Below are 17861 nucleotides of genomic sequence, written 5' to 3' on the forward strand. Positions count from 1 at the left end.
GCGCTCGCGGTCCTGCTGCTGCACGGCTGCGGTGCGAGCACGAACTTCCTGGCGGTTCGTGGCCGGGTGAGCGGCGCGGCGGGAACGAATCTGCGCGTCCTTGCCGAGCTCCTGCGCCACGGTGGACCAGCCTTCGGTCAGCCCGCGGGACAGAGTGACCACCTCGGCGACCTTCTGATCGGCGAATGCCACCCATTCCTTGACGTCCGGGTCGAGGGCGGTTTCCCGCTCCACATCGTGCGGGACGTGCAGCAGCGGGGTCGCGGTGCCCACGGTCACGGGGCCGCGCGCGGCATCCTGGAGCCGGCCCAGGGTTTCCGAAGCCTTCTCCAGATCGGTGCGCCACACGGTACGACCGCCGACGACGCCGCCCACGAGCGGGCGCTCGCCCCACGCCTCGAGCGCGGCGGCACCGGGTTCGGCACCGCGGTCCAGGTCGATGGCCAGGGCTTCGATGTCGGTGGTGGCCAGAGCTAGCTGGGCGTCTTCACCCGCATCCCCGTAGCCCACGGCGACGAGGATGTCGGGGCGGTTAGAGGGGAAGCTCAGCCGGGTGTAGGCCTTGGTCAGGGCGTCGATGATTGCCTCGCGGGGGACGTCCCAGCCTTCTGCCGCCAGGGCGTGCTCATCCAGCTCGGCCCACGGAATGCCTGCGTCCTTGAGCGCGGTGAGCAACTGGATGTAGAGATCCACCACGTCATTGAGACGATCGAAGGGCTGGGTGCCCGAAGCGTCCGTGGTTTCCGGGCGGGCCAGCAGCAACAGGGTCACGGGGCCCACCAGCACCGGGCGGGTGATCGCCCCGGTGGTGTCACGAGCGGTCACGAAGCGCTCGATCAGGCTCTCCGGGTGCGCGGACAACGGGGTGTCCGGACCGATCTCGGGAACGTAGTAGTGGTAGTTGGTGTCGAACCATTTGGTCATCTCCAGCGGCTCCAGGCGATCCGTTCCACGGGACAGCGCGGTGATCAGCTCGATGCCTGCGGGGTGTCCGGAGCGGCGGGGCGGAAACCGTCCGCGCGGAACCGGGCCGGAACCGCGCCCAGGGCCAGGGCGGTGTCCAGGGTCTGGTCCACGGCGAACGTGTCTGCGGGGATGGCGGCGTCGTCAGTGAGACCGAGGTCGCTGAGGTGGCGAACGGTGCGCTCACGCAACTGGGCGAGCGTGTCCAGAACGGACTGCGCGGGGTTCTCCGCGGGCTTGGACCAGTAGGCCTCCAGGGCCTTCTTGAGTTCACGGTTCGGGCCGATCCGGGGGTAGCCCAGGATGGTCGCGGCGGGGAACGAAGTCTTGGAAATAGCAGTCATTTGGGGTGCTCCTGAGGGTAAAAGGGTGTGTTTTGGGAAGCGACGGTCACTGAGACCGTTGCCAGAAGGTTCTGTCGGAAGGGAAATGTGGGTGCTGTCGTGACCGTGGTGCGGCCACTGACGGGCGGCGGTCAGGCCGCCGACGAGCTCCCACGGAACTCGCGGGCGGCATCGCGCACCCGGAGATGATCAAGGATGGCCAGCGGGGCGTCCGGCCGGTTGAACGTGAACAAATGAAGACCCGGGCAACCGAAGTCCAGCAGTTCGTCGATCAGGGTGAGCGTCGCCGCGATGCCTCTGCGGCGCAGTTCACCGGGGTGATCGGTGTCCAAGAATTTGGTGATCCGCTCGGGGATCGGTACGCCGGTCAGCTCGGTCATTCGCCCCAGGCGCTTGATGTCGGTCAGCGGTACCAGGCCGGCGATGATCGGAATGTGGATGCCCTCCGAGCGCGCACGCTCCAGGAACCGCACGTAGTCCTGGGCGTCGTAGAGCACCTGGGTGATCGCGTAATCGGCACCGGCTTGCTGCTTGTCCCACAGGGCGGCGAGGTCGGCTTCGAAATCACGGCCCTTGGCTGCCACGGGATAGCACGCGACCGACACCGAGACGGGGCGCTTGCCGGGGCGCTCGCACACGCCGAACTTCCGTTCCTCGACCTCGCGGATCAGTTCGACCAGCTGTGACGCGCGGTCGAAGCCACCCGGGTGCGTGACCCACTCGCCGCACCCACGGGTGGATCGCCGCGCAGGGCGAGAAGGTCGCGAACGCCGTCGTCAAGCAAATCCTCGACGGCGCGCTCCAAGCCCTCGCGATCGGTGCCACCGCAGGTCAGGTGGGCCACTGCGGGGGTCTTGGTCTGCTTGAGCAGGTGCCGCAGCGTCTCGCGGGAGACCCCGTTGGTGCCGGAGTGCCCGTGGGTGACCGAGAAGAAATCCGGACCGGCCGCGGCCATGGTGTCGATGTTGCGCCACACGGCCTCGGGATCGCGGGTGGGGTGCGGCGGGAACACCTCGAACGAGATCAAGGATTCGCGGCGCGGCCTGCGCACCAACCACGACGTTCCCGTGGGTGGCCCCGTGGTGACGGTCTGCTCCGAGACCTGGGGTGGGGACAGGGCGGGCATAAAAATACCTCCGGCGGTTCAGGACGCCGGAGGTTTCTCCGTGCGCCGTACTTGCTCGCCGTGCGGTTGCACGGCGGCCGGATCGTCATCTGGGGCACCCCGCTACGTGCTGGAGGGTTGCCGCCCGGTTAGCCAGAGCTTCACACCGGGACTCATGATCCTTGTTGCGAGAGACATTAGCACACCGTTTTGGCGGCGCAAGTCACATGTGGAAATCGGAATGGGTTAGTCAGCGCCGGTCTGCGGTGCCGTCCCGGCCCGTTCAAGACTGGTGTTCCACACGTCTTGTTGCAGGTCAGAGGCATAACTCACGGGGGAGCTGGTGCGGGGCCTCCGTCCCGCCACGTAGCGGCCCATGAGCGGTTCCGCTTCCGGGGAGGTGGCCAGCCACGCGAGGTTTTCGGCAGAGGTCTTGACCAGATTGGCGCCGGGAATCCGAGCGATCAAGGGTGCCAGTGTCGAGTAAATCTTCTGCACGATGCGGGGGTAATTTCGGGCGAGGCCGGTGTCCGGCATGAGGCCGGGATCAAAACTTGCGGCCCTCACACCCCGCTCCGCCAGGTGCGGTCGATGTCATAGGCCACGGCGATGCACGCGAGCTTGGAGGTCGAGTAGCGCACCAGGCCGTTGTCCTTGGCGTTGGGCCCGGGATCCGGAGGGCTCAAGAGCTCGTCCATGCTCGACCACCGGGCACCCGGGAAGCCGAAAGCCCGGAGACACCGCGGTGGGTTTCACTGCCCAGAGTGATCACTCGCGAGCCAGGTGTCATGCGGTTTAGTAGGGGTTCGAGCAGCACCACATGGCCCATCACGTTGGTGGCCATCGTCAGCTCGAACCGGTCCGCGGAGCGTCGCATCCGGTCGAAGGTTTGGACCCCGGCGTTGCAGATGATGGCTTGGGGGATCACACCGTCTGCGAGGAGATCTTGGCTGAAGAACTTCACGCTGGAGAGGTCGGCGAGGTCCAGATGGCGGACGTCTACGGAGGTGCCGTTGGCTGACAGCGCGTCCGCGAGTTCGCGTCCCCCGGCCACGTTTCGGGCGGCCAGAATCAGGGGAAACCCCTGCTTCGCCAGTGCTCGGGCCGTCTCGCGGCCCAGTCCCGATGTGGCGCCGGTGATCACCACGGGGGCGGTGTCGGTGGCATGTTGCTCGACAGGGGCAGGGGGCTGGTCGGGGGCCATGCTTCGAGTATCTCCGGTCCGGTGGTTGTCGGAGGTTCCGTGACAGATGTTTCTTGAAAGGTGTCTGCGGCGGCGCGAGAACGGGCCGCCGCAGACACTTTGAGGGTCTGTCGTTAGGGCTCAGTAGAGCTTGGTGGCCCCACCGTCCACGGCGATGGCCTGGCCGGTGATGAAGCGAGCGTCTTCGGAAATGAGGAAGGCCACCAACGGCGCGACGTCCTCCTGCGGGTCGCCGAAGCGGCCCAGCGGAATGTGGCTGAGCGACTTCTGATACATCTCCGGGAAAGCTTCCTTCCACTTGGCCACGCCCTCGGTCAGCGCAATGGGCATCACGGCGTTGATGCGAATGTTGTCCCCGGCCCACTCGTTGGCGACCACGCGGGTGAGCCCGCGGATGGCCTCCTTGGCGGATGCGTAGGCGGCCTGCGTCGGCTGCCCGCTCACCGCGGAGCCGGATCCGAAGTTCACGACCGAACCGCCCCGCTTGGCGAGCTCGGAATGCGCGGCCTTCATGAACTGCCGTGTGGCCCGCAGCCCCGTATTGAAAGACAGTTCCCAGGCGTCCTCGTCCAGGTCCAGGAACATGGCCTGCTTGGACGCGTGCGCGTTGTTGACCAGGGCATCCAGGTGCCCGAAGCGTTCGACGGCGGTCCGAACCGCAGTCTGCGCGGTTTCCTCGAGCGACACATCACCCGCCACGAAGACCACACTCTCGCCCAGTTCCGACTCCAATTCTTGGCCGGCCTGTTCGTTGATATCGACGGCGACGACGCTCGCTCCCCGGCGCGCGAGCACGCGGCTCAGCGCACCCCCGATACCCGAAGCTCCGCCCGTCACAATGACCACTTTGTCCTGTAGTTGCATGCTTTCAGCCTAGAAAAAGACCCTGTGAGCACCGTCCAGGATGGTGTAGAGAGGAAGTATGGACCAGTTGCCCGAAGACCTCCTTGCCGATCTCGATGTCACCGGTGTGCAGTCGCTGAGCGGTGGTGATACTGCGGCCGCCTATCGGTTGAACACCCCTGATGGGCCACTGTTCGCCAAGACCATGCTCGATGCACCGGCCGGGGTCTTGGAGCTGGAGGCCGCGGGGCTCGAAGCCCTCCGTTCGGCCGCCCCGCCCGAGCTCTCGGTGCCGCGGGTCATCCGCGTGACCGGCCAGGGGTTGGTCTTGGAGTGGATCGATGAATCCTACGGTGCGGGCGGTTCCGCGACCGAGGCGGAATGCGGTAGCGGTCTGGCGCAGATCCACCGCGCGGAAGCACCGCATGTCGGTGGGCTGGACCCTGAACTACCCCAGCGCATCGGGTCCTTCCCGGTGGACCTTTCACCGACCGACAACTGGGCCGATTTCCTGTTGCACCGCCGGATCGAACCGTTGCTGCGCACCGCCGTTGAGTCCGGAAAGCTGGACGCGGACGCGCAGGACCTGCTGGACGAACTGGCACCGCGCGCGGCCGAACTCGCCGGACCGGTAGAGCCGCCCAGCTTGCTCCACGGAGACCTGTGGGCGGGCAACCGCGTGGTGGATTCAAGTGGGCGCAACTGGCTGATCGACCCGTCCTCGTTCTACGGGCACCGCGAATACGACCTGGCCATGATGCTGCTGTTCGGCGGTTTCGGTGAGGCCTGCTTTAACGCCTACGACGACGTGTACCCGCTTGCGGACGGTTGGCGGGAGCGCGTGCCTGGTACCAGTTGCCGCCGCTGTTGGTGCACGCGATTCGTTTCGGCGGTGGCTACGGAAATTCGGTCATGAGGGCCCTCAGGCAGCTCCGATGAGACGGATTGAGACGGCGTTGGACCCGTTGACCCGGCCTTGCTGAGTCCGGCGCGCCATCTCATGACCCTTTACTGCACGGTACGCCTGGTTACGCAGCAGTAAGCCGGCACCAGATGGTTCGACATGGCTTGGCGGCCGCTCACCTAGTGAGTTGGACAGCGCCCGGGTCCTTCACGCATGATGGTAGTCAGATTTTCTAACTACTATAAAGTCGAGGTTGTTGATGGGCGAGTCGCGGTCGAGGCCCGATTTCGTCAGCCCTCAAAGTCGGCAGCTGCGTCGAGTAGTCCAGCTGAACGAGGAAATCGGCTATCAGGTCCGCCGGCTCATGAGTCTCAAGGAGACCGATTACGCGGCCATGGCCATCTTGATGCGCGAGCCCATGGGGCCCACGGGATTGGCCCGCGCTCTCCACATCACGAGTGCCGCCGCCACCGCCGTGGCGGATCGTTTGGTCCGGGCCGGCCATGCCGTGAGGGAACCACATCCGGAGGACCGCCGCCGCATGATCATCAGAGCCGTGGAATCCTCTCGCGCCAAGACCATGGAGCACGTCTATCCCATGATGAGCATGGTGGAGGACGAGTTGGAGAAGCTCGACCAGGCCGGCCGGGATGCAGTCCTGCAGTTCCTGAACGGGGCCGCCTCATCCCTCGAGTCCTACCGGGACGAACTCAAGAATCGGCCCGTGCTGGATCAGGACACCCTGGACATCTGGCAGTCCGACCGCACAGGTGAGGAGCAGGCATGAATTCCTCACGGCTCTCTCAAGTTCAACACGTGGACACCTCAGCCCTCCGGATCGCGGGTGAAGTCTCCAACGGCCTCACCTGGGGCGCATTCCGCGAGGCTGTCACCGAGGAACTGGGCGCCTACTTCGACGGACTCAAGGACACGGTCACGCAGAGCCCCGGTTTTCCCGTGCTGCGCTCGCGGGTCCAGGAACAGGTCACGGGCGGTAAGCTGCTGCGTCCTCGTCTGACCCACTTGGCCTGGCGCGCTTTCGCGGGGCACACCGAACCCATCATGCGGGGCGAAACACGCAACCAACCGGACCCGGACTGCGTCCGTTTGGCCGCCTCGTTCGAGCTGCTGCACGCGGCGCTTCTGGTCCACGACGACGTGGTGGACCGAGATCACGTGCGTCGCGGACGACCCACGGTGGGGGAGCTCTACCGCAGGGACGCGCACGAGGTGGGAGCGCCGTCGAACGAGGCGCAGCATCTCGGCGAGGCCGCGGCGATCATTGGCGGCGACCTGCTGCTGGCCGGCGCACTACAGCTGGCCACCACGTGCACCGCGGATCCCGCACGCTTGCAGCCCGTGGCCGCCGTGGTGTTCGACGCCGTGACCGCCTCGGCCGCCGGTGAGCTGGATGACGTGCTGTTGTCGATGCACCGCTACGGCCGCGAGCATCCCGCCGTGCAGGACATCCTCAACATGGAACGCCTTAAGACCGCGACCTACTCGTTCGAGGCCCCGCTCAGGGCCGGCGCATTGCTGGCGGGTGCGGATCAGGACGACGCCGCTCGGCTCGCCCAAGCGGGATCGCGGATCGGAGTGGCCTACCAGGTGGTCGACGACATCCTGGGCACCTTCGCAGATCCACACATCACGGGTAAGTCCACCGAAGCGGACCTGCGCGAGGGCAAGGCCACGGTGCTCACCGCCCACGGGATGAAGGACGCCCGCGCTCGCGAGGCGCTCGTCGATTTCTCCGCGGGACGCGTGTCGGTCGATCACGTGAAAACGGTGCTTGCGGATGCGGGCGCGGAGACCAGTGCCGTGGAGCTCGCGACCGAACTGGTCGCTCAGGCCCAGGACGCCCTGGACCAGTTGCCCCTGCCGGACGCGGAGCGCGCCGAACTCGGCGCCATCTGCCACTACGTGCTGCACAGGAGGAAGTAAATGACTCGACTCGTCACACCTGCCAGCACCCCGCTCCCGCTGTACACCCGCACCGCCGCCGCAGCTGCCGGGCAGGTCATCGGGCGCTACTCCACGTCCTTCTCGTGGGCGTGCCGCACTCTGCCGCGCGACTGCCGCCGAGACATCGCCAGCATCTACGCCTTGGTGCGCGTGGCCGATGAAGTGGTGGACGGCACCGCCTCCGCTGCCGGGCTCGCCACGGGTCCCGTGCGCACGGCCCTCGACGAACTCGAAGCCGAGGTCGAGCAGGCTCTGGCCAGCGGGTTCTCCACCAACCTGGTGGTGCATGCTTTCACCGACGTCGCACGCCGTCACGGCTTCGGCAGTGAACTGACCGCGCCGTTCTTCGCCTCGATGCGCGCGGATCTGGACGTGGCCGAGCACGATCCTGCCTCGCTGGAGACCTACATTTACGGGTCCGCCGAGGTCGTGGGACTCATGTGCCTCGAGGTGTTCATGGACCTGCCCGGAACCCAGGCGGACACCCCCGAACAGCGCGAGATGCTGCGCGCCACCGCTCGCAGGCTGGGTGCGGCATTCCAGAAGGTCAACTTCCTGCGCGATCTGGGCGCCGACCACGACCAGCTGGGTCGCACTTACTTCCCGGACACCGATCCCGCCGATTTCGGCGAGGCTGAGAAAAACGCGTTGCTCGCGGATCTTTACGCGGATCTCGACGCCGCCGTGCCCGGCATCCTGGCGCTCGACCGGCGCGCTCGCCGGGCGGTGCTGCTGGCCCACGGGTTGTTCCACGAACTCGCCCGCAGGATTGCGCCGTTCCCGCGGCGGAGCTCACGCAGCAGCGCATCAGCGTGCCGACCGCAGTCAAGGCGCGCATTGCCGCACGCGTCCTCACGGGATCGCGCAGTGCACCCCGTTTCGAGACCGACAGCGAGTCGCATGTCGGGTCCCGTGCCGACCGGAACGCGAGCGAAGACTCGGTTCCTGAAACTGGATCGCGAGGTGCCTCATGAGCCGCACGGTAGTCATCGGTGGCGGGTTCGCGGGCCTGGCCACGGCCGGTCTGCTGGCCAAGGACGGCCATGACGTTGTGCTCCTCGAGCAACAGGAGACCCTGGGTGGGCGCTCCGGGCGCTGGTCAGCGCAGGGTTTCCGGTTCGACACGGGTCCCAGCTGGTACCTCATGCCCGAGGTGATCGACCGCTGGTTCCGCCTCATGGGCTCCAGCGCGGACCAGGAACTGGACCTGCGTCAACTGACCCCCGGTTACCGCACGTTCTTCGAACAGCACCTGGACTCCCAGCCCGTGGATGTGGTGGCCGGTCAAGCCGAAGACCTTTTCGAGCAGCTGGACCCGGGTTCCGGTGCTGCCCTGAAGCGCTACCTCGATTCCGGTGCCGAGGTCTACGAGCTGGCCAAGAAGTACTTCCTGTACACGAACTTCACCAAGCCCCTCGAGCTCATGACCCCCGAGGTGCTCAAGAACCTGCCCCGACTGGGCGCGCTGCTGAGCGACTCGATGGAGGGCTACATCGCCAAGCGGTTCCCCGAGCCGCGCGAACGCCAGATCCTGGGCTATCCCGCGGTCTTCCTGGGAGCTGCTCCGGACTCCGCTCCGGCCATGTACCACCTGATGAGTCACCTGGATCTCACGGACGGCGTGCAGTACCCGCAGGGCGGTTTCGCCGCGCTCGTGGACGCCATGGAACGCCTGGTGCGAGACGCCGGAGTGGAGATCGTCACCGGTGCCACGGTCACCGGTATCGATGTGAGCTCCTCCGGCCAATTCCCGCCTCGAGTGGGACGCCGCCGCGGCACCGTCACCGGGGTGCGTTACCGCCTCGAAGACGGGACGCAGGAGCGGGAGGCCGCGAGCGTCGTCGTCGGCGCGACCGATCTGCACCACCTACAAACTGAATTGCTCCCGCAGCCGTTCCGCGCGCCCGAATCGCGCTGGAAGCGCCGAGACCCGGGACCCTCCGGGGTGCTCGTGTGCCTGGGCGTGCGCGGAAAGCTGCCCGAACTGCTCCACCACAATCTGCTGTTCACGGCGGACTGGCCGGACAATTTCGCGCGCATCGCGGAGGGCAAAGAACTTGCGGACGAGACATCCATGTACGTGTGCATGACGTCCGCTACCGATCCGGGGTCCGCCCCGGATGGCGACGAGAACCTGTTCATTCTGGTTCCGTCACCCGCCGTGCCCGACTGGGGGCGAGGAGGAATCCACACGGCCGAGGTGAACCAACCCGGTTCACCGCAGGTCGAGAAGGTGGCAGACGCCGCCGTGGCCCAACTCGCCCGATGGGCAGGCATTGAAGACCTGGCAGAGCGGATCGAGGTACGCAGAACCTACGGTCCCGCTGATTTCGTGTCCAACGTGAATGCGTGGCGCGGATCTCTGCTTGGCCCCGGGCATACGCTCACGCAATCGGCCCTGTTCCGGCCGGGCGTGGACGACAGGGGAATCAAGGGGCTGTACTACGCGGGTTCGTCCGTGCGGCCGGGAATCGGGGTACCCATGTGCCTCATCTCGTCCGAAGTAGTACTTGATGCAGTTCGGGGGACTGCGCCCGGGGAGAAATCTGCGGCGAACACTGCGGCCGGTCTGATCCAGACCCGGCCGTGGGCTCGCCATCCCGACCCGCCACCCATACCGTCGATGCCGGGGAGCGCACCGACTGATGTACCTCTTGATGCTGCTCGTGTTCATCGGCTGCTACACCCTGATCGACCGCCGCTGGAACCTCTACTTCTGGTCCGGTGCCCCGCTGCGAGCGTGGGTCGTTCTGATCGCGGGCGTGCTGTTCTTCCTCGCGTGGGACGTGGTGGGCATCATCAACGGACTCTTCTGGCACGGCGGGAATTCACTCACACTGGGGATCTTCGTGGCCCCTGAGCTGCCCATCGAGGAGGTCTTCTTCCTGGCCTTCCTCTGCTACCAGACCATGATCTACATCTTGGGCGCGCCCGTGCTGTGGCGCTGGTTGCGCTCGCGGTCGGGTGCGTCGCGCGGTTCGTTGGTTGACCGCGACGCTGTGGGACAACGACGTCGCTCGCGGGCTTCCGCAGCGGACGGTACCTTCTCCGCCCAGGGGTCGCGCGAACCCAAGGGGGACCGGCCGTGACGTACTGGGACGTGAACTTCATTTTCTTGGGCCTCGCCGCGCTGGTGCTGATCGTGGCCGTGGTGCTGCGGAAGCCCGGCCCGCTCTTCTGGGGCGCCTTGGGTGCCTCGACCGTGCTGCTGTTCGTGCTCACCGCGGTGTTCGACAATCTGATGATCGCCGCGGGCATCATGACCTACACGGACCAGAACATCTCGGGCGTGCAAGTGGGTCTGGCCCCGCTCGAGGACTTCGCTATCCGCTGGCCGGGGTGCTTCTGCTGCCGGGGCTGTGGTTGCTGCTGGGTGGTTGGGTGGATTCTCACCGGCCCTCGGGGCGTGCTTCCGAAGGTGTTTCCACAGAAGGCGAGCCGGGCGCTCACTCGGATCGCCGTTCCCACCATGACGACCCCGCGGGAGATGCGTGATGAGCAAACTGTTCTGGGCATCCCGGCCGCTGAGCTGGGTCAACACCGCCTATCCGTTCACCGCAGCGGTATTGCTGACCGGGGGACTGCGTGGTGGCTCGTGGTGCTCGGAACCGTGTTCTTCCTAGTGCCCTACAACCTGGCGATGTACGGCATCAACGACGTGTTCGACTACGAATCCGACCTCCGCAATCCCCGCAAGGGAGGCGTGGAAGGCGCGGTCGTGGACAGGTCCGCGCGGCGCTCGGTGCTGCTGGCCTCGTGCTTGGTGCCGGCTCCGTTCGTTCTGGTGCTGGTCGGCTGGGCTGTAATGACCGGGAACCTGCTGTCGATCGCGGTGCTCGCGGTGTCTCTGTTCGCGGTAGTGGCCTACTCGTGGGCGGGACTGCGGTTCAAGGAGAAGCCGTTCTTGGATGCGGTGACCTCATCCACGCACTTTGTCTCACCCGCGGTCTACGGGCTGGTACTGGCGGGCGCGGATTTCACGCTGGGGCTGTGGGGCCTGCTGGCCGGGTTCTTCCTGTGGGGCATGGCCTCGCAGATGTTCGGGGCCGTGCAGGATGTGGTTCCGGATCGTGACGGCGGGCTGGCCTCTGTGGCCACGGTGCTCGGTGCCCGACCACGGTGTGGGTGTCCGCCGCGCTGTATGCCGGCGCCGGGTTGCTGATGCTCCTGACCGACTGGCCGGGTCAACTGGCTGCGCTGCTTGCGGTGCCGTATCTGCTGAACGTGCTCCGCTTCCGTACCGTGACCGACGCCGATTCCGGCCGAGCCAACGCCGGATGGAAGACCTTCCTGTGGCTCAACTACCTCACCGGCTTCTTCGTGACCATGCTGCTCATCTGGTGGGTCGCGGTCCGGTAACCCTGGGCCACCTCGGCCGGCGCTGAAGCTGCTGGCATGGACGTCCGGCCCGTTGCCCACTCGTAACCATTTCATCCCGCCTTACTGCACGGTAGACCTGCTTACCGTGCAGTAAGGCGGGATCATTTGGTCCTGCCCCTCGTCGGTCCGGCGACCTTTCCCGCCGCCCCCATCGAACCCGCGCGACCCAGCTCTTGACGGCTCATCGGTTAAGTGGTTAATTAGTGGAGTAAGGAACCAAATAACTAGAGGAGGTGTCATGACACCGAGACAAGATGGTCGCCCGATCTTCATGGTCCTGGCTGACCAGATTGCGGACGACATCCTCCAGGGCAATTACCCGGTGGACTCGGCTGTGCCCTCCACCAACGAGCTAGCGGCGTTCTACCGCATCAACCCCGCAACGGCAGGAAAAGCGCTGGGGCGGTTGGTCGACCAGGGAGTCCTGGTGCGGCGTCGTGGAATAGGAACGTTCGTGGATGCCAACGGTCCCGAGATTTTGCGAGAGCAACGCCGCAAGGCGTTCGACGAAGACTTCATTCGCCCGGCAGTGGCCGAGGCACAGCGACTGGGTTTGTCCCTGGACGACATGGTTGCGCTCATCAGAAAGGACACGCCATGAGTTCCCAAGCTCAACAGGCAGATCGCCGAACCGGTGCTCCGTGGGACACAGGTCAGCAGGGCATCCAGATCCGAAACCTCAACAAGTCGTTCGGTAAGAAGCACGTGCTGCATGACATCACCGTGAATTTCGCACCCAATCGAGTGCACGGCCTGCTCGGGGCGAACGGCGTGGGCAAGACCACGCTGATGTCGGTGATCCTGAATCACAAGTTCCGCAGCTCCGGTGAGATTCTCATCGACGGTGAGGACCCGAGAGAAAACGCCAAGGTCTTGGAACGCACGTGCTTTATTCATGAAGACCAGAAGTTCCACGACGACGACACTCCCGCCTCGTTGCTGCGCATCCTGCCCACGTTCTACCCCAACTGGGATGCCGAGCTGGCCGAACGATTGGCGAAACGGTTCCATCTGCCGATGGGCACGCGTGCCGTGAAGCTCTCACGTGGTCAGCGCAGCGCGTTGGTCATCGTGATCGGGCTGGCGGCACGGGCGCCGTACACCTTCATGGACGAGCCCTACCTGGGTCTGGACCCCGGTCACCGCGCTCTGTTCTATGAAGAGTTCGCGCGGGCCATGGCCGAGCACCCCCGCACGGTCATTCTCTCGACGCACCTGATCGACGAGGTCTCCGACCTACTCGAAAACGTGGTGATGCTCGAGGACGGGCGGGTCACCGTGGACGCGGACATCGATCAGGCCAGGGACAGCGCGTTCGTCCTGCGAGGCCTCGAGCCCGTGGTTCGTGAACTAGCCGGTGATCGCCAGATTCTCCGCGAACACCGCCTGGGCAACATTCTCTCGATCACCGTGGACGGCAGCGCCACCGACGACGACTACCGTCGCGCCGATGAAGCCAACGCGTCCGTCGAACCGGTCACCTTGCAAGAACTCGTGGCAGCACGCGGTATGCGCGGCTCGGACAACGCAGAAATGAGCTTGTGATGCAGTACGTACGCAGAAATCTCGCGCTCTACCTGACCAACCGGGTCAACTCGTTCGTGATTGCGCCGGCGATCCTGCTGATGGTGGCCGTCATCATGATCATCATCGGTCTCATCATTGGCATCCGCACCGGTCTGCCGCTGCCGTCCGAGGTCAGCGAGGGATTCAAGTACAACCAGGCCATCTTCTGGGCGATCCCGGGCTTTCTGATCTCTCACGGTGCGCTGACCGCCAATCGCGGTTTCGCCGGATCGTTGGCGTTCGGTAGTACCCGACACAACTTCTGGGCCGGAACGGCACTGGGATTCGTGATCACGTCACTCGTAGTCGTGGCGGTGGGCCTTGTACTGCTGGCCATTGAATCCGCTACCGGTTACGGCGTGGGCGTCAGCTACTTGACCGTGACGGCCATGGACAACGGCAACCCGTTGATCGTTGCCATCTCCCTGTTCCTCATGTGCCTCATGAGCTTGTTCGCGGGAATGGGTTTCGGCGGCATCTACCGTGCAGCCGGAGTCGTCTGGACCGTGATCTCGGTGGTCGCCGTGGTGCTGCTGCTCCTCGGGCTGATCGCAGCGGTCGTAGCCTGGCCGGACTTCTGGGTCGATCTCGTGGGCGAACTCGGACGCTGGACCATCCCGCTGGGTCTGCTGATCGTCACGGTGATCGCGGCCATCGCCAGCCGAACCGTGGTGCGGTTCGCGGAGATCTAGCCGCAACCCCAGCCACGCACCCGCCGACGCCGCTCGCTCCCCTTCCCGGGGCGGGCGGCGTCGGCGCTGTGTGGGAACCATTCCCTGACGCCTTACTGCTTAGTAGGCCGCCTTACCGTGCAGTAAGGCGTCATCAAATGGCCGGTCGTGGAGGGCCCCGCCGGGTGGCTGGCATCATGGGAGCCATGAGCCGTTCCGCATTCACCACGCACACCGCACACGTCAACGACATCGACCTCGCCTATACGGATGAGGGCCAGGGCACCCCGCTCGTGCTGTTGCACGGCCACGCCTACGACCGCTCCATGTGGGACGGCCAGGTCAAGACCTTCAGTGAGCAGGCTGGCGCGTGATTGCCCCTGACCTGCGAGGTTTCGGTGTTTCCGAGGTGACCCCCGGCATCGTGTACACCGAGGAATTCGTGGCGGACGTGATCGCTCTGCTCGACGAACTCCAGGTCCAGCGGGCGGTGCTGTTGGGCTTCTCGATGGCCGGCCAGGTGGCCATGCAGTTGGCCGAGTCCCACCCGGAGCGCGTGAGTGCCTGATCATCAACGACACGGTGCCGCAAGCGGAGGACGCGGCGGGGCGGCGTCGTCGTCACGTGGCCGCGGACGGAATCGTGAGTGGCGGCATGGACGCCTACGGCGAGGCCGTGCTGCCCAAGATGATCTGGGAAGAGAACGTGGAGCGCCTGCCGAGGTGGCCCAGACCGTGCTCGAGATGATTCAGGCGTCGCCGCTCGAGGGCGCCACGGCAGCCATGCGCGGCCGCGCCGAACGCAACGACTTCACGGAAACGCTCAAGAACTTCGATAAGCCCGCCCTGGTGATCGCCGGCGACAACGACGCCTTTGACGGCGGCGCAGCCCAGCGCATGGCCGAGCTGCTGCCCCACGGCGAGCTGGCCGTGATCAGCAACAGCGGCCACACGCCCAACATGGAGAACCCCACCGAGTTCGACGCCGCTCTGGGCGCCTTCCTGAGCAAGCTCGCCTGAGGTCTACTTCTTCCAGGCGTTGGCCAGCAGCTCCATGCCCTTGAGGACATCCTCCTGGCGGGTGGCCACGGGGGAGATCATCAGTTCATCAGCGTCCGCGTGCTGGGCGAAACGCTCGAGGTAGTCGACCACGGTGTCAGGGGTTCCCACCGCCATGTACTTGAGCATGTGCAGGATCTGCTGTGCGGCGGGGGAAGCCATGACCATGTCCATCTCGTCTTCGGTGAACTCGCGACCGCGGCCCACCATCATGCGCACGCGGGCGCGCTGGGTGGCTTCGAGCTGGCGAGCGGCGTCCTCGGGATCTTCGGAGACGATCACGTTGACCGCGGCGATCACGTACGGCTCGGCCAGCTGCTCGGAGGGCTGGAACTGGGTCCGATAGGTGTTGACCGCGTCCACCAGGCATCCGGAGCGAAGTGCGAGGCGAACCCGTAGGTCAGGCCGTACGAGGCCGCCAGCTGCGCACCGAACAGTGACGATCCCAGGATGGTCAGCGGCACGTTGGTGTTGGCGCCGGGGGTGGCGGCGACGCCGGGGTGCGGGAGTGCCGGACAAGTACCCCTGCAGCTCCTTGACATCCTGCGGGAAGCTGTCCGCGGACTGCGGCGAACGGCGCAGGGCCTGCAGCGTGCGCTGATCGGTTCCGGGAGCGCGGCCCAGGCCCAGGTCGATGCGTCCCGGGTAGAGCTCGGCCAGGGTGCCGAACTGCTCGGCAATCGTGAGGGGAGAGTGGTTGGGGAGCATCACGCCGCCGGCGCCAACCGAATCGACTCGGTCTTGGACGCAATGTGCGAGATCAGCACGGCAGGTGCGGAAGACGCGATGGTGGGCATGTTGTGGTGCTCCGCATACCAAACACGCGTGTAGCCGTGGCGCTCGGCCTCCTGCGCGAGGGTGACGGAATCCGCGAAGCTTTCACCCACGGTCTGGTTCTTGCGGACGGTTGCGAAATCAATGACGGACAGCGGCTGACGCACGTAAAACCTCACTTCTTGACGATGCTTTCTAGGGGAAATAACGGCGTGCGTGGCCTACTAATTCCCCGCTGCGCCGCTGTTAGACTCGGCGACGATCCGCCAGTCAACTGCGTCCATGGGGAGGGTGCATGAGGTCCATCGTGCGCAGTTCCGCTCCCCGGGCGTCGGCGGAAGCGGCGCTCCATGGGTAAGCACGCGGACCGCAACCCGCGCTGGAGCGTGTCTCGCGCGGCGGTGCTGGTGACCGGGCTGACCGCCTTTTCTGTGATCCTCGGTTTCGGCCGAGACATCGTGATCGCCGCGGTGTTCGGCGCCGGCGCGGGGCTGGACGCTATCTGGTCGCCCAGGGCCTCATGAACGTGGTGCTCGCACTGATTGCTGACGCCATGGCCCGCTCCGTCACCCCGGTCACGGCCCGTCAAGCGGCCGAGGAAACCGGAAAGTGTTCCGGCCATCGCAGCTTCAACGTGGCGCTCACGGTCACCATGGTCATCCTGGGCGTCATTGCAATCCTTGCGGGGATTTTCACCGGACCGGTCACCGCCGTGATCGCACCGGGATTCGGACCCGAGCAGACCGAGATCACCGAACACCTCATGCGAATCGTGCTGCTGGCCACGGTGTTCATTGCAGGCACCAACCTGATCGCCTCGCTCGTGCAGGCCCACGGCCGGTTCGCGTGGTCCGCGCTGGAGGGTGTGCCCTTCAACATTGTGATGATCGCCGCTGCCGGGTTGTTCGGGCCCGTGTACGGCATCGAAGCCCTCGCGTGGGGCTTCGTGATCGGCTCCGCGCTGCGTCTGACCTTCCAGATCCCGCCGCTGCGAGCGGTGGGCACCAAACTGCGACCGAGCTTCGACCTCAAGGACCCGGTTTCCGGGAAATCGCGCGCTTGGCTCCACCCATGCTCGTGGGCACCGCGCTGACCAACGTGAACACCATGGTGGACCGCGCGGTCGCCTCGAGCCTGGACGAAGGCAGCATCACCGCGCTGTCCTATGGTTGGCGTCTGGTGCACCTACCCGAGACCCTGTTGATCGCCTCGTTGCTGGTCCCGCTCTATCCCGCGCTGAGCGCATCGGCCAAAAACGTTCCGGAGCTGCGCCGCCTCGTGGGCAGAGGAGTGTCCGTCACGGTCACGGTGCTCACGCCCATGTGCGTGGTGCTCGCCGTGGGCGCCGTCTCGGTGGTCGATCTCGCGTTCGGATACGGCGCGTTCGACGACGCCCAGGTCGCCGTCACCGCCACGGCCCTCCTTTGGTACACGCCCGCGTTGCTGGCCCTGGGCTGTCGGCAGGTCATCGTGCGGGCCTCCTATGCGGTGGGGGACTCCCGGTCCCCGGTGACCATTGCCATCATCGCCATGGTCATCAATGTGGTGGGTGACGTGGTGCTCGGCCCGCTCATGGGGGTTGCCGGAATCGCGTTGGCCACCACGGTGTCCTTCATCTTCGCCGCGGTGGGCAACGGGTGGTTGCTGTACCGCAATCACAACGGCCTGAACCCGCGCCTGATCAGGGGGCTACTGATCCGTGCGGCGTTCTTGGCCGCCCTGGCCATCGTGGGCGCGTTGGCGCTCAAGACATTCGTGGTGGGCCTACCCTCGATCGTCGTGCTGGCCACGGTCACGGCCGGAGCCTTCACCGTGTACTTTGCGGGTCTGGTGCTCATGCGTGCCCCCGAGCGCACGGTGGTGACCGAGATGATCGGGGCCATGCGGCGTCGTCGGCGCTAGGAAACGGTCAACTAGACCTTGCCTGGCACCAAACTCTGAAGTCGCTGCGAGACCAAATAACCGGCGGGCGCGGGATCCTTGGGGTCCCACACACTGTGCCGGGCGCGCAGGCCCCAGCGCAGGCTGTCAACGACGTCGCTCGCGAGCCCGCCGCGGCGCTCGCGGACCGCGCGGCGCAGATC

At 65.8% G+C, this 17861-nt stretch carries 18 protein-coding genes, 6 pseudogenes and 1 riboswitch; of the genes and pseudogenes, 16 read left to right on the forward strand and 8 right to left on the reverse strand.

The genetic code is table 11. From position 1 onward, the window contains the following. From YO9_RS0102495 to YO9_RS0102520, 7 genes and pseudogenes are all read right to left on the reverse strand, one after another. Positions 1-978, reverse strand: a pseudogene (locus tag YO9_RS0102495) (5-methyltetrahydropteroyltriglutamate--homocysteine S-methyltransferase); the annotation flags it as partial. Continuing rightward, positions 969-1307, reverse strand: a complete 339-nt coding sequence (locus YO9_RS19555; RefSeq protein ID WP_016996101.1) for a hypothetical protein — start codon at positions 1305-1307, stop codon at positions 969-971. The pseudogene YO9_RS0102495 and the gene YO9_RS19555, both read right to left, overlap by 10 nt. A 131-nt stretch (positions 1308-1438) precedes the next feature. Continuing rightward, a pseudogene (locus tag YO9_RS0102500) lies at positions 1439-2433 on the reverse strand (methylenetetrahydrofolate reductase). A 42-nt stretch (positions 2434-2475) separates the two neighbouring features. After that, a riboswitch (SAM riboswitch) is annotated at positions 2476-2593 on the reverse strand. 65 nt (positions 2594-2658) lie between these two features. After that, a complete protein-coding gene (locus YO9_RS0102505) occupies positions 2659-2979 on the reverse strand; it encodes a Rossmann-fold NAD(P)-binding domain-containing protein (RefSeq protein WP_016996102.1) in 321 nt (106 codons plus the stop codon). Then, positions 2976-3110 carry a hypothetical protein gene (locus tag YO9_RS19560; RefSeq protein ID WP_016996103.1) on the reverse strand — a complete coding sequence of 45 codons (135 nt, stop codon included), beginning with the start codon at positions 3108-3110 and terminating at the stop codon, positions 2976-2978. Before YO9_RS19560 ends, YO9_RS0102505 begins: the two co-directional genes overlap by 4 nt. Further along, the gene (locus tag YO9_RS0102515; RefSeq protein ID WP_016996104.1) at positions 3095-3616 is read right to left on the reverse strand and encodes an SDR family NAD(P)-dependent oxidoreductase; all 522 of its coding nucleotides are present in this window, start codon (positions 3614-3616) and stop codon (positions 3095-3097) included. The genes YO9_RS19560 and YO9_RS0102515 overlap by 16 nt, the downstream gene beginning before the upstream one ends. Before the next feature lie 120 nt (positions 3617-3736). Then, the gene (locus YO9_RS0102520) at positions 3737-4480 is read right to left on the reverse strand and encodes an SDR family NAD(P)-dependent oxidoreductase (protein WP_031272541.1); all 744 of its coding nucleotides are present in this window, start codon (positions 4478-4480) and stop codon (positions 3737-3739) included. Positions 4481-4538: 58 nt separating this feature from the next. Between YO9_RS0102520 and YO9_RS0102525 the strand changes: the two genes are divergently transcribed. The 14 genes and pseudogenes from YO9_RS0102525 (at position 4539) to YO9_RS16490 (ending at position 14964) form a co-directional block, all read left to right on the forward strand. After that, positions 4539-5375, forward strand: coding sequence for a fructosamine kinase family protein (locus YO9_RS0102525; protein WP_223285998.1), 837 nt, complete (start codon positions 4539-4541; stop codon positions 5373-5375). A gap of 247 nt (positions 5376-5622) precedes the next feature. Beyond that, positions 5623-6150: a MarR family winged helix-turn-helix transcriptional regulator gene (locus YO9_RS0102530; protein ID WP_223285999.1), complete on the forward strand. Its 528-nt coding sequence runs from the start codon at positions 5623-5625 to the stop codon at positions 6148-6150. Further along, positions 6147-7307, forward strand: coding sequence for a polyprenyl synthetase family protein (locus tag YO9_RS0102535; protein ID WP_016996107.1), 1161 nt, complete (start codon positions 6147-6149; stop codon positions 7305-7307). Before YO9_RS0102530 ends, YO9_RS0102535 begins: the two co-directional genes overlap by 4 nt. Further along, positions 7308-8375 carry a phytoene/squalene synthase family protein gene (locus YO9_RS0102540; RefSeq protein ID WP_317259715.1) on the forward strand — a complete coding sequence of 356 codons (1068 nt, stop codon included), beginning with the start codon at positions 7308-7310 and terminating at the stop codon, positions 8373-8375. Beyond that, positions 8299-9855 (forward strand): annotated as a pseudogene (crtI, locus tag YO9_RS0102545) (phytoene desaturase family protein); the annotation flags it as partial. The gene YO9_RS0102540 and the pseudogene crtI, both read left to right, overlap by 77 nt. A 130-nt stretch (positions 9856-9985) precedes the next feature. Next, positions 9986-10417, forward strand: coding sequence for a lycopene cyclase domain-containing protein (locus YO9_RS16470; RefSeq protein ID WP_223286000.1), 432 nt, complete (start codon positions 9986-9988; stop codon positions 10415-10417). Positions 10418-10822: 405 nt separating this feature from the next. Beyond that, positions 10823-11687, forward strand: a pseudogene (locus tag YO9_RS0102560) (prenyltransferase). Between the two features lie 259 nt (positions 11688-11946). Then, positions 11947-12309: a GntR family transcriptional regulator gene (locus tag YO9_RS0102565; RefSeq protein ID WP_016996111.1), complete on the forward strand. Its 363-nt coding sequence runs from the start codon at positions 11947-11949 to the stop codon at positions 12307-12309. Beyond that, on the forward strand, positions 12306-13253 hold the full coding sequence (locus tag YO9_RS0102570; protein ID WP_016996112.1) for an ATP-binding cassette domain-containing protein: 948 nt from the start codon (positions 12306-12308) through the stop codon (positions 13251-13253). Before YO9_RS0102565 ends, YO9_RS0102570 begins: the two co-directional genes overlap by 4 nt. Continuing rightward, entirely contained in the window at positions 13253-13966 is a 714-nt protein-coding gene (locus YO9_RS0102575; protein ID WP_016996113.1) for a hypothetical protein, read from the forward strand. Before YO9_RS0102570 ends, YO9_RS0102575 begins: the two co-directional genes overlap by 1 nt. A 185-nt stretch (positions 13967-14151) precedes the next feature. Further along, positions 14152-14319 carry an alpha/beta fold hydrolase gene (locus YO9_RS16475; RefSeq protein WP_223286001.1) on the forward strand — a complete coding sequence of 56 codons (168 nt, stop codon included), beginning with the start codon at positions 14152-14154 and terminating at the stop codon, positions 14317-14319. Continuing rightward, positions 14316-14513, forward strand: a complete 198-nt coding sequence (locus YO9_RS16480) for an alpha/beta fold hydrolase (protein ID WP_223286002.1) — start codon at positions 14316-14318, stop codon at positions 14511-14513. The genes YO9_RS16475 and YO9_RS16480 overlap by 4 nt, the downstream gene beginning before the upstream one ends. Before the next feature lie 14 nt (positions 14514-14527). After that, positions 14528-14692 (forward strand): hypothetical protein, encoded by a 165-nt coding sequence (locus tag YO9_RS16485; RefSeq protein WP_223286003.1) that lies wholly within the window; start codon positions 14528-14530, stop codon positions 14690-14692. Then, entirely contained in the window at positions 14680-14964 is a 285-nt protein-coding gene (locus YO9_RS16490; protein ID WP_223286004.1) for an alpha/beta fold hydrolase, read from the forward strand. Before YO9_RS16485 ends, YO9_RS16490 begins: the two co-directional genes overlap by 13 nt. Before the next feature lie 3 nt (positions 14965-14967). Here the strand turns inward: YO9_RS16490 and YO9_RS0102585 are convergent. Then, positions 14968-15956, reverse strand: a pseudogene (locus tag YO9_RS0102585) (LLM class flavin-dependent oxidoreductase). Between the two features lie 171 nt (positions 15957-16127). Between YO9_RS0102585 and YO9_RS16495 the strand changes: the two are divergent. Together YO9_RS16495 and murJ are read left to right on the forward strand one after the other, a co-directional pair. Next, positions 16128-16301 carry a hypothetical protein gene (locus tag YO9_RS16495; protein ID WP_016996116.1) on the forward strand — a complete coding sequence of 58 codons (174 nt, stop codon included), beginning with the start codon at positions 16128-16130 and terminating at the stop codon, positions 16299-16301. 29 nt (positions 16302-16330) lie between these two features. Continuing rightward, positions 16331-17679 (forward strand): annotated as a pseudogene (gene murJ / locus YO9_RS0102590) (murein biosynthesis integral membrane protein MurJ). Positions 17680-17861 lie beyond the last annotated feature (182 nt).

Origin of the sequence: Kocuria atrinae C3-8 (assembly GCF_000286355.1) — a bacterium.
Taxonomy (GTDB): domain Bacteria; phylum Actinomycetota; class Actinomycetes; order Actinomycetales; family Micrococcaceae; genus Kocuria; species Kocuria atrinae_A.

Bases quoted from the DNA above. Each gene is read 5' to 3' on its own strand.
- YO9_RS0102525 (WP_223285998.1), top strand. From the start codon at position 4,539: ATGGACCAGTTGCCCGAAGACCTCCTTGCCGATCTCGATGTCACCGGT.
- YO9_RS0102565 (WP_016996111.1), top strand. From the start codon at position 11,947: ATGACACCGAGACAAGATGGTCGCCCGATCTTCATGGTCCTGGCTGAC.
- YO9_RS19555 (WP_016996101.1), bottom strand. From the start codon at position 1,307: ATGACTGCTATTTCCAAGACTTCGTTCCCCGCCGCGACCATCCTGGGC.
- YO9_RS0102520 (WP_031272541.1), bottom strand. From the start codon at position 4,480: ATGCAACTACAGGACAAAGTGGTCATTGTGACGGGCGGAGCTTCGGGT.
- YO9_RS16495 (WP_016996116.1), top strand. From the start codon at position 16,128: ATGGGTAAGCACGCGGACCGCAACCCGCGCTGGAGCGTGTCTCGCGCG.
- YO9_RS16475 (WP_223286001.1), top strand. From the start codon at position 14,152: ATGAGCCGTTCCGCATTCACCACGCACACCGCACACGTCAACGACATC.
- YO9_RS19560 (WP_016996103.1), bottom strand. From the start codon at position 3,110: ATGGACGAGCTCTTGAGCCCTCCGGATCCCGGGCCCAACGCCAAGGAC.
- YO9_RS0102515 (WP_016996104.1), bottom strand. From the start codon at position 3,616: ATGGCCCCCGACCAGCCCCCTGCCCCTGTCGAGCAACATGCCACCGAC.
- YO9_RS0102575 (WP_016996113.1), top strand. From the start codon at position 13,253: ATGCAGTACGTACGCAGAAATCTCGCGCTCTACCTGACCAACCGGGTC.
- YO9_RS16470 (WP_223286000.1), top strand. From the start codon at position 9,986: ATGCTGCTCGTGTTCATCGGCTGCTACACCCTGATCGACCGCCGCTGG.
- YO9_RS0102570 (WP_016996112.1), top strand. From the start codon at position 12,306: ATGAGTTCCCAAGCTCAACAGGCAGATCGCCGAACCGGTGCTCCGTGG.
- YO9_RS0102530 (WP_223285999.1), top strand. From the start codon at position 5,623: ATGGGCGAGTCGCGGTCGAGGCCCGATTTCGTCAGCCCTCAAAGTCGG.
- YO9_RS0102535 (WP_016996107.1), top strand. From the start codon at position 6,147: ATGAATTCCTCACGGCTCTCTCAAGTTCAACACGTGGACACCTCAGCC.
- YO9_RS0102540 (WP_317259715.1), top strand. From the start codon at position 7,308: ATGACTCGACTCGTCACACCTGCCAGCACCCCGCTCCCGCTGTACACC.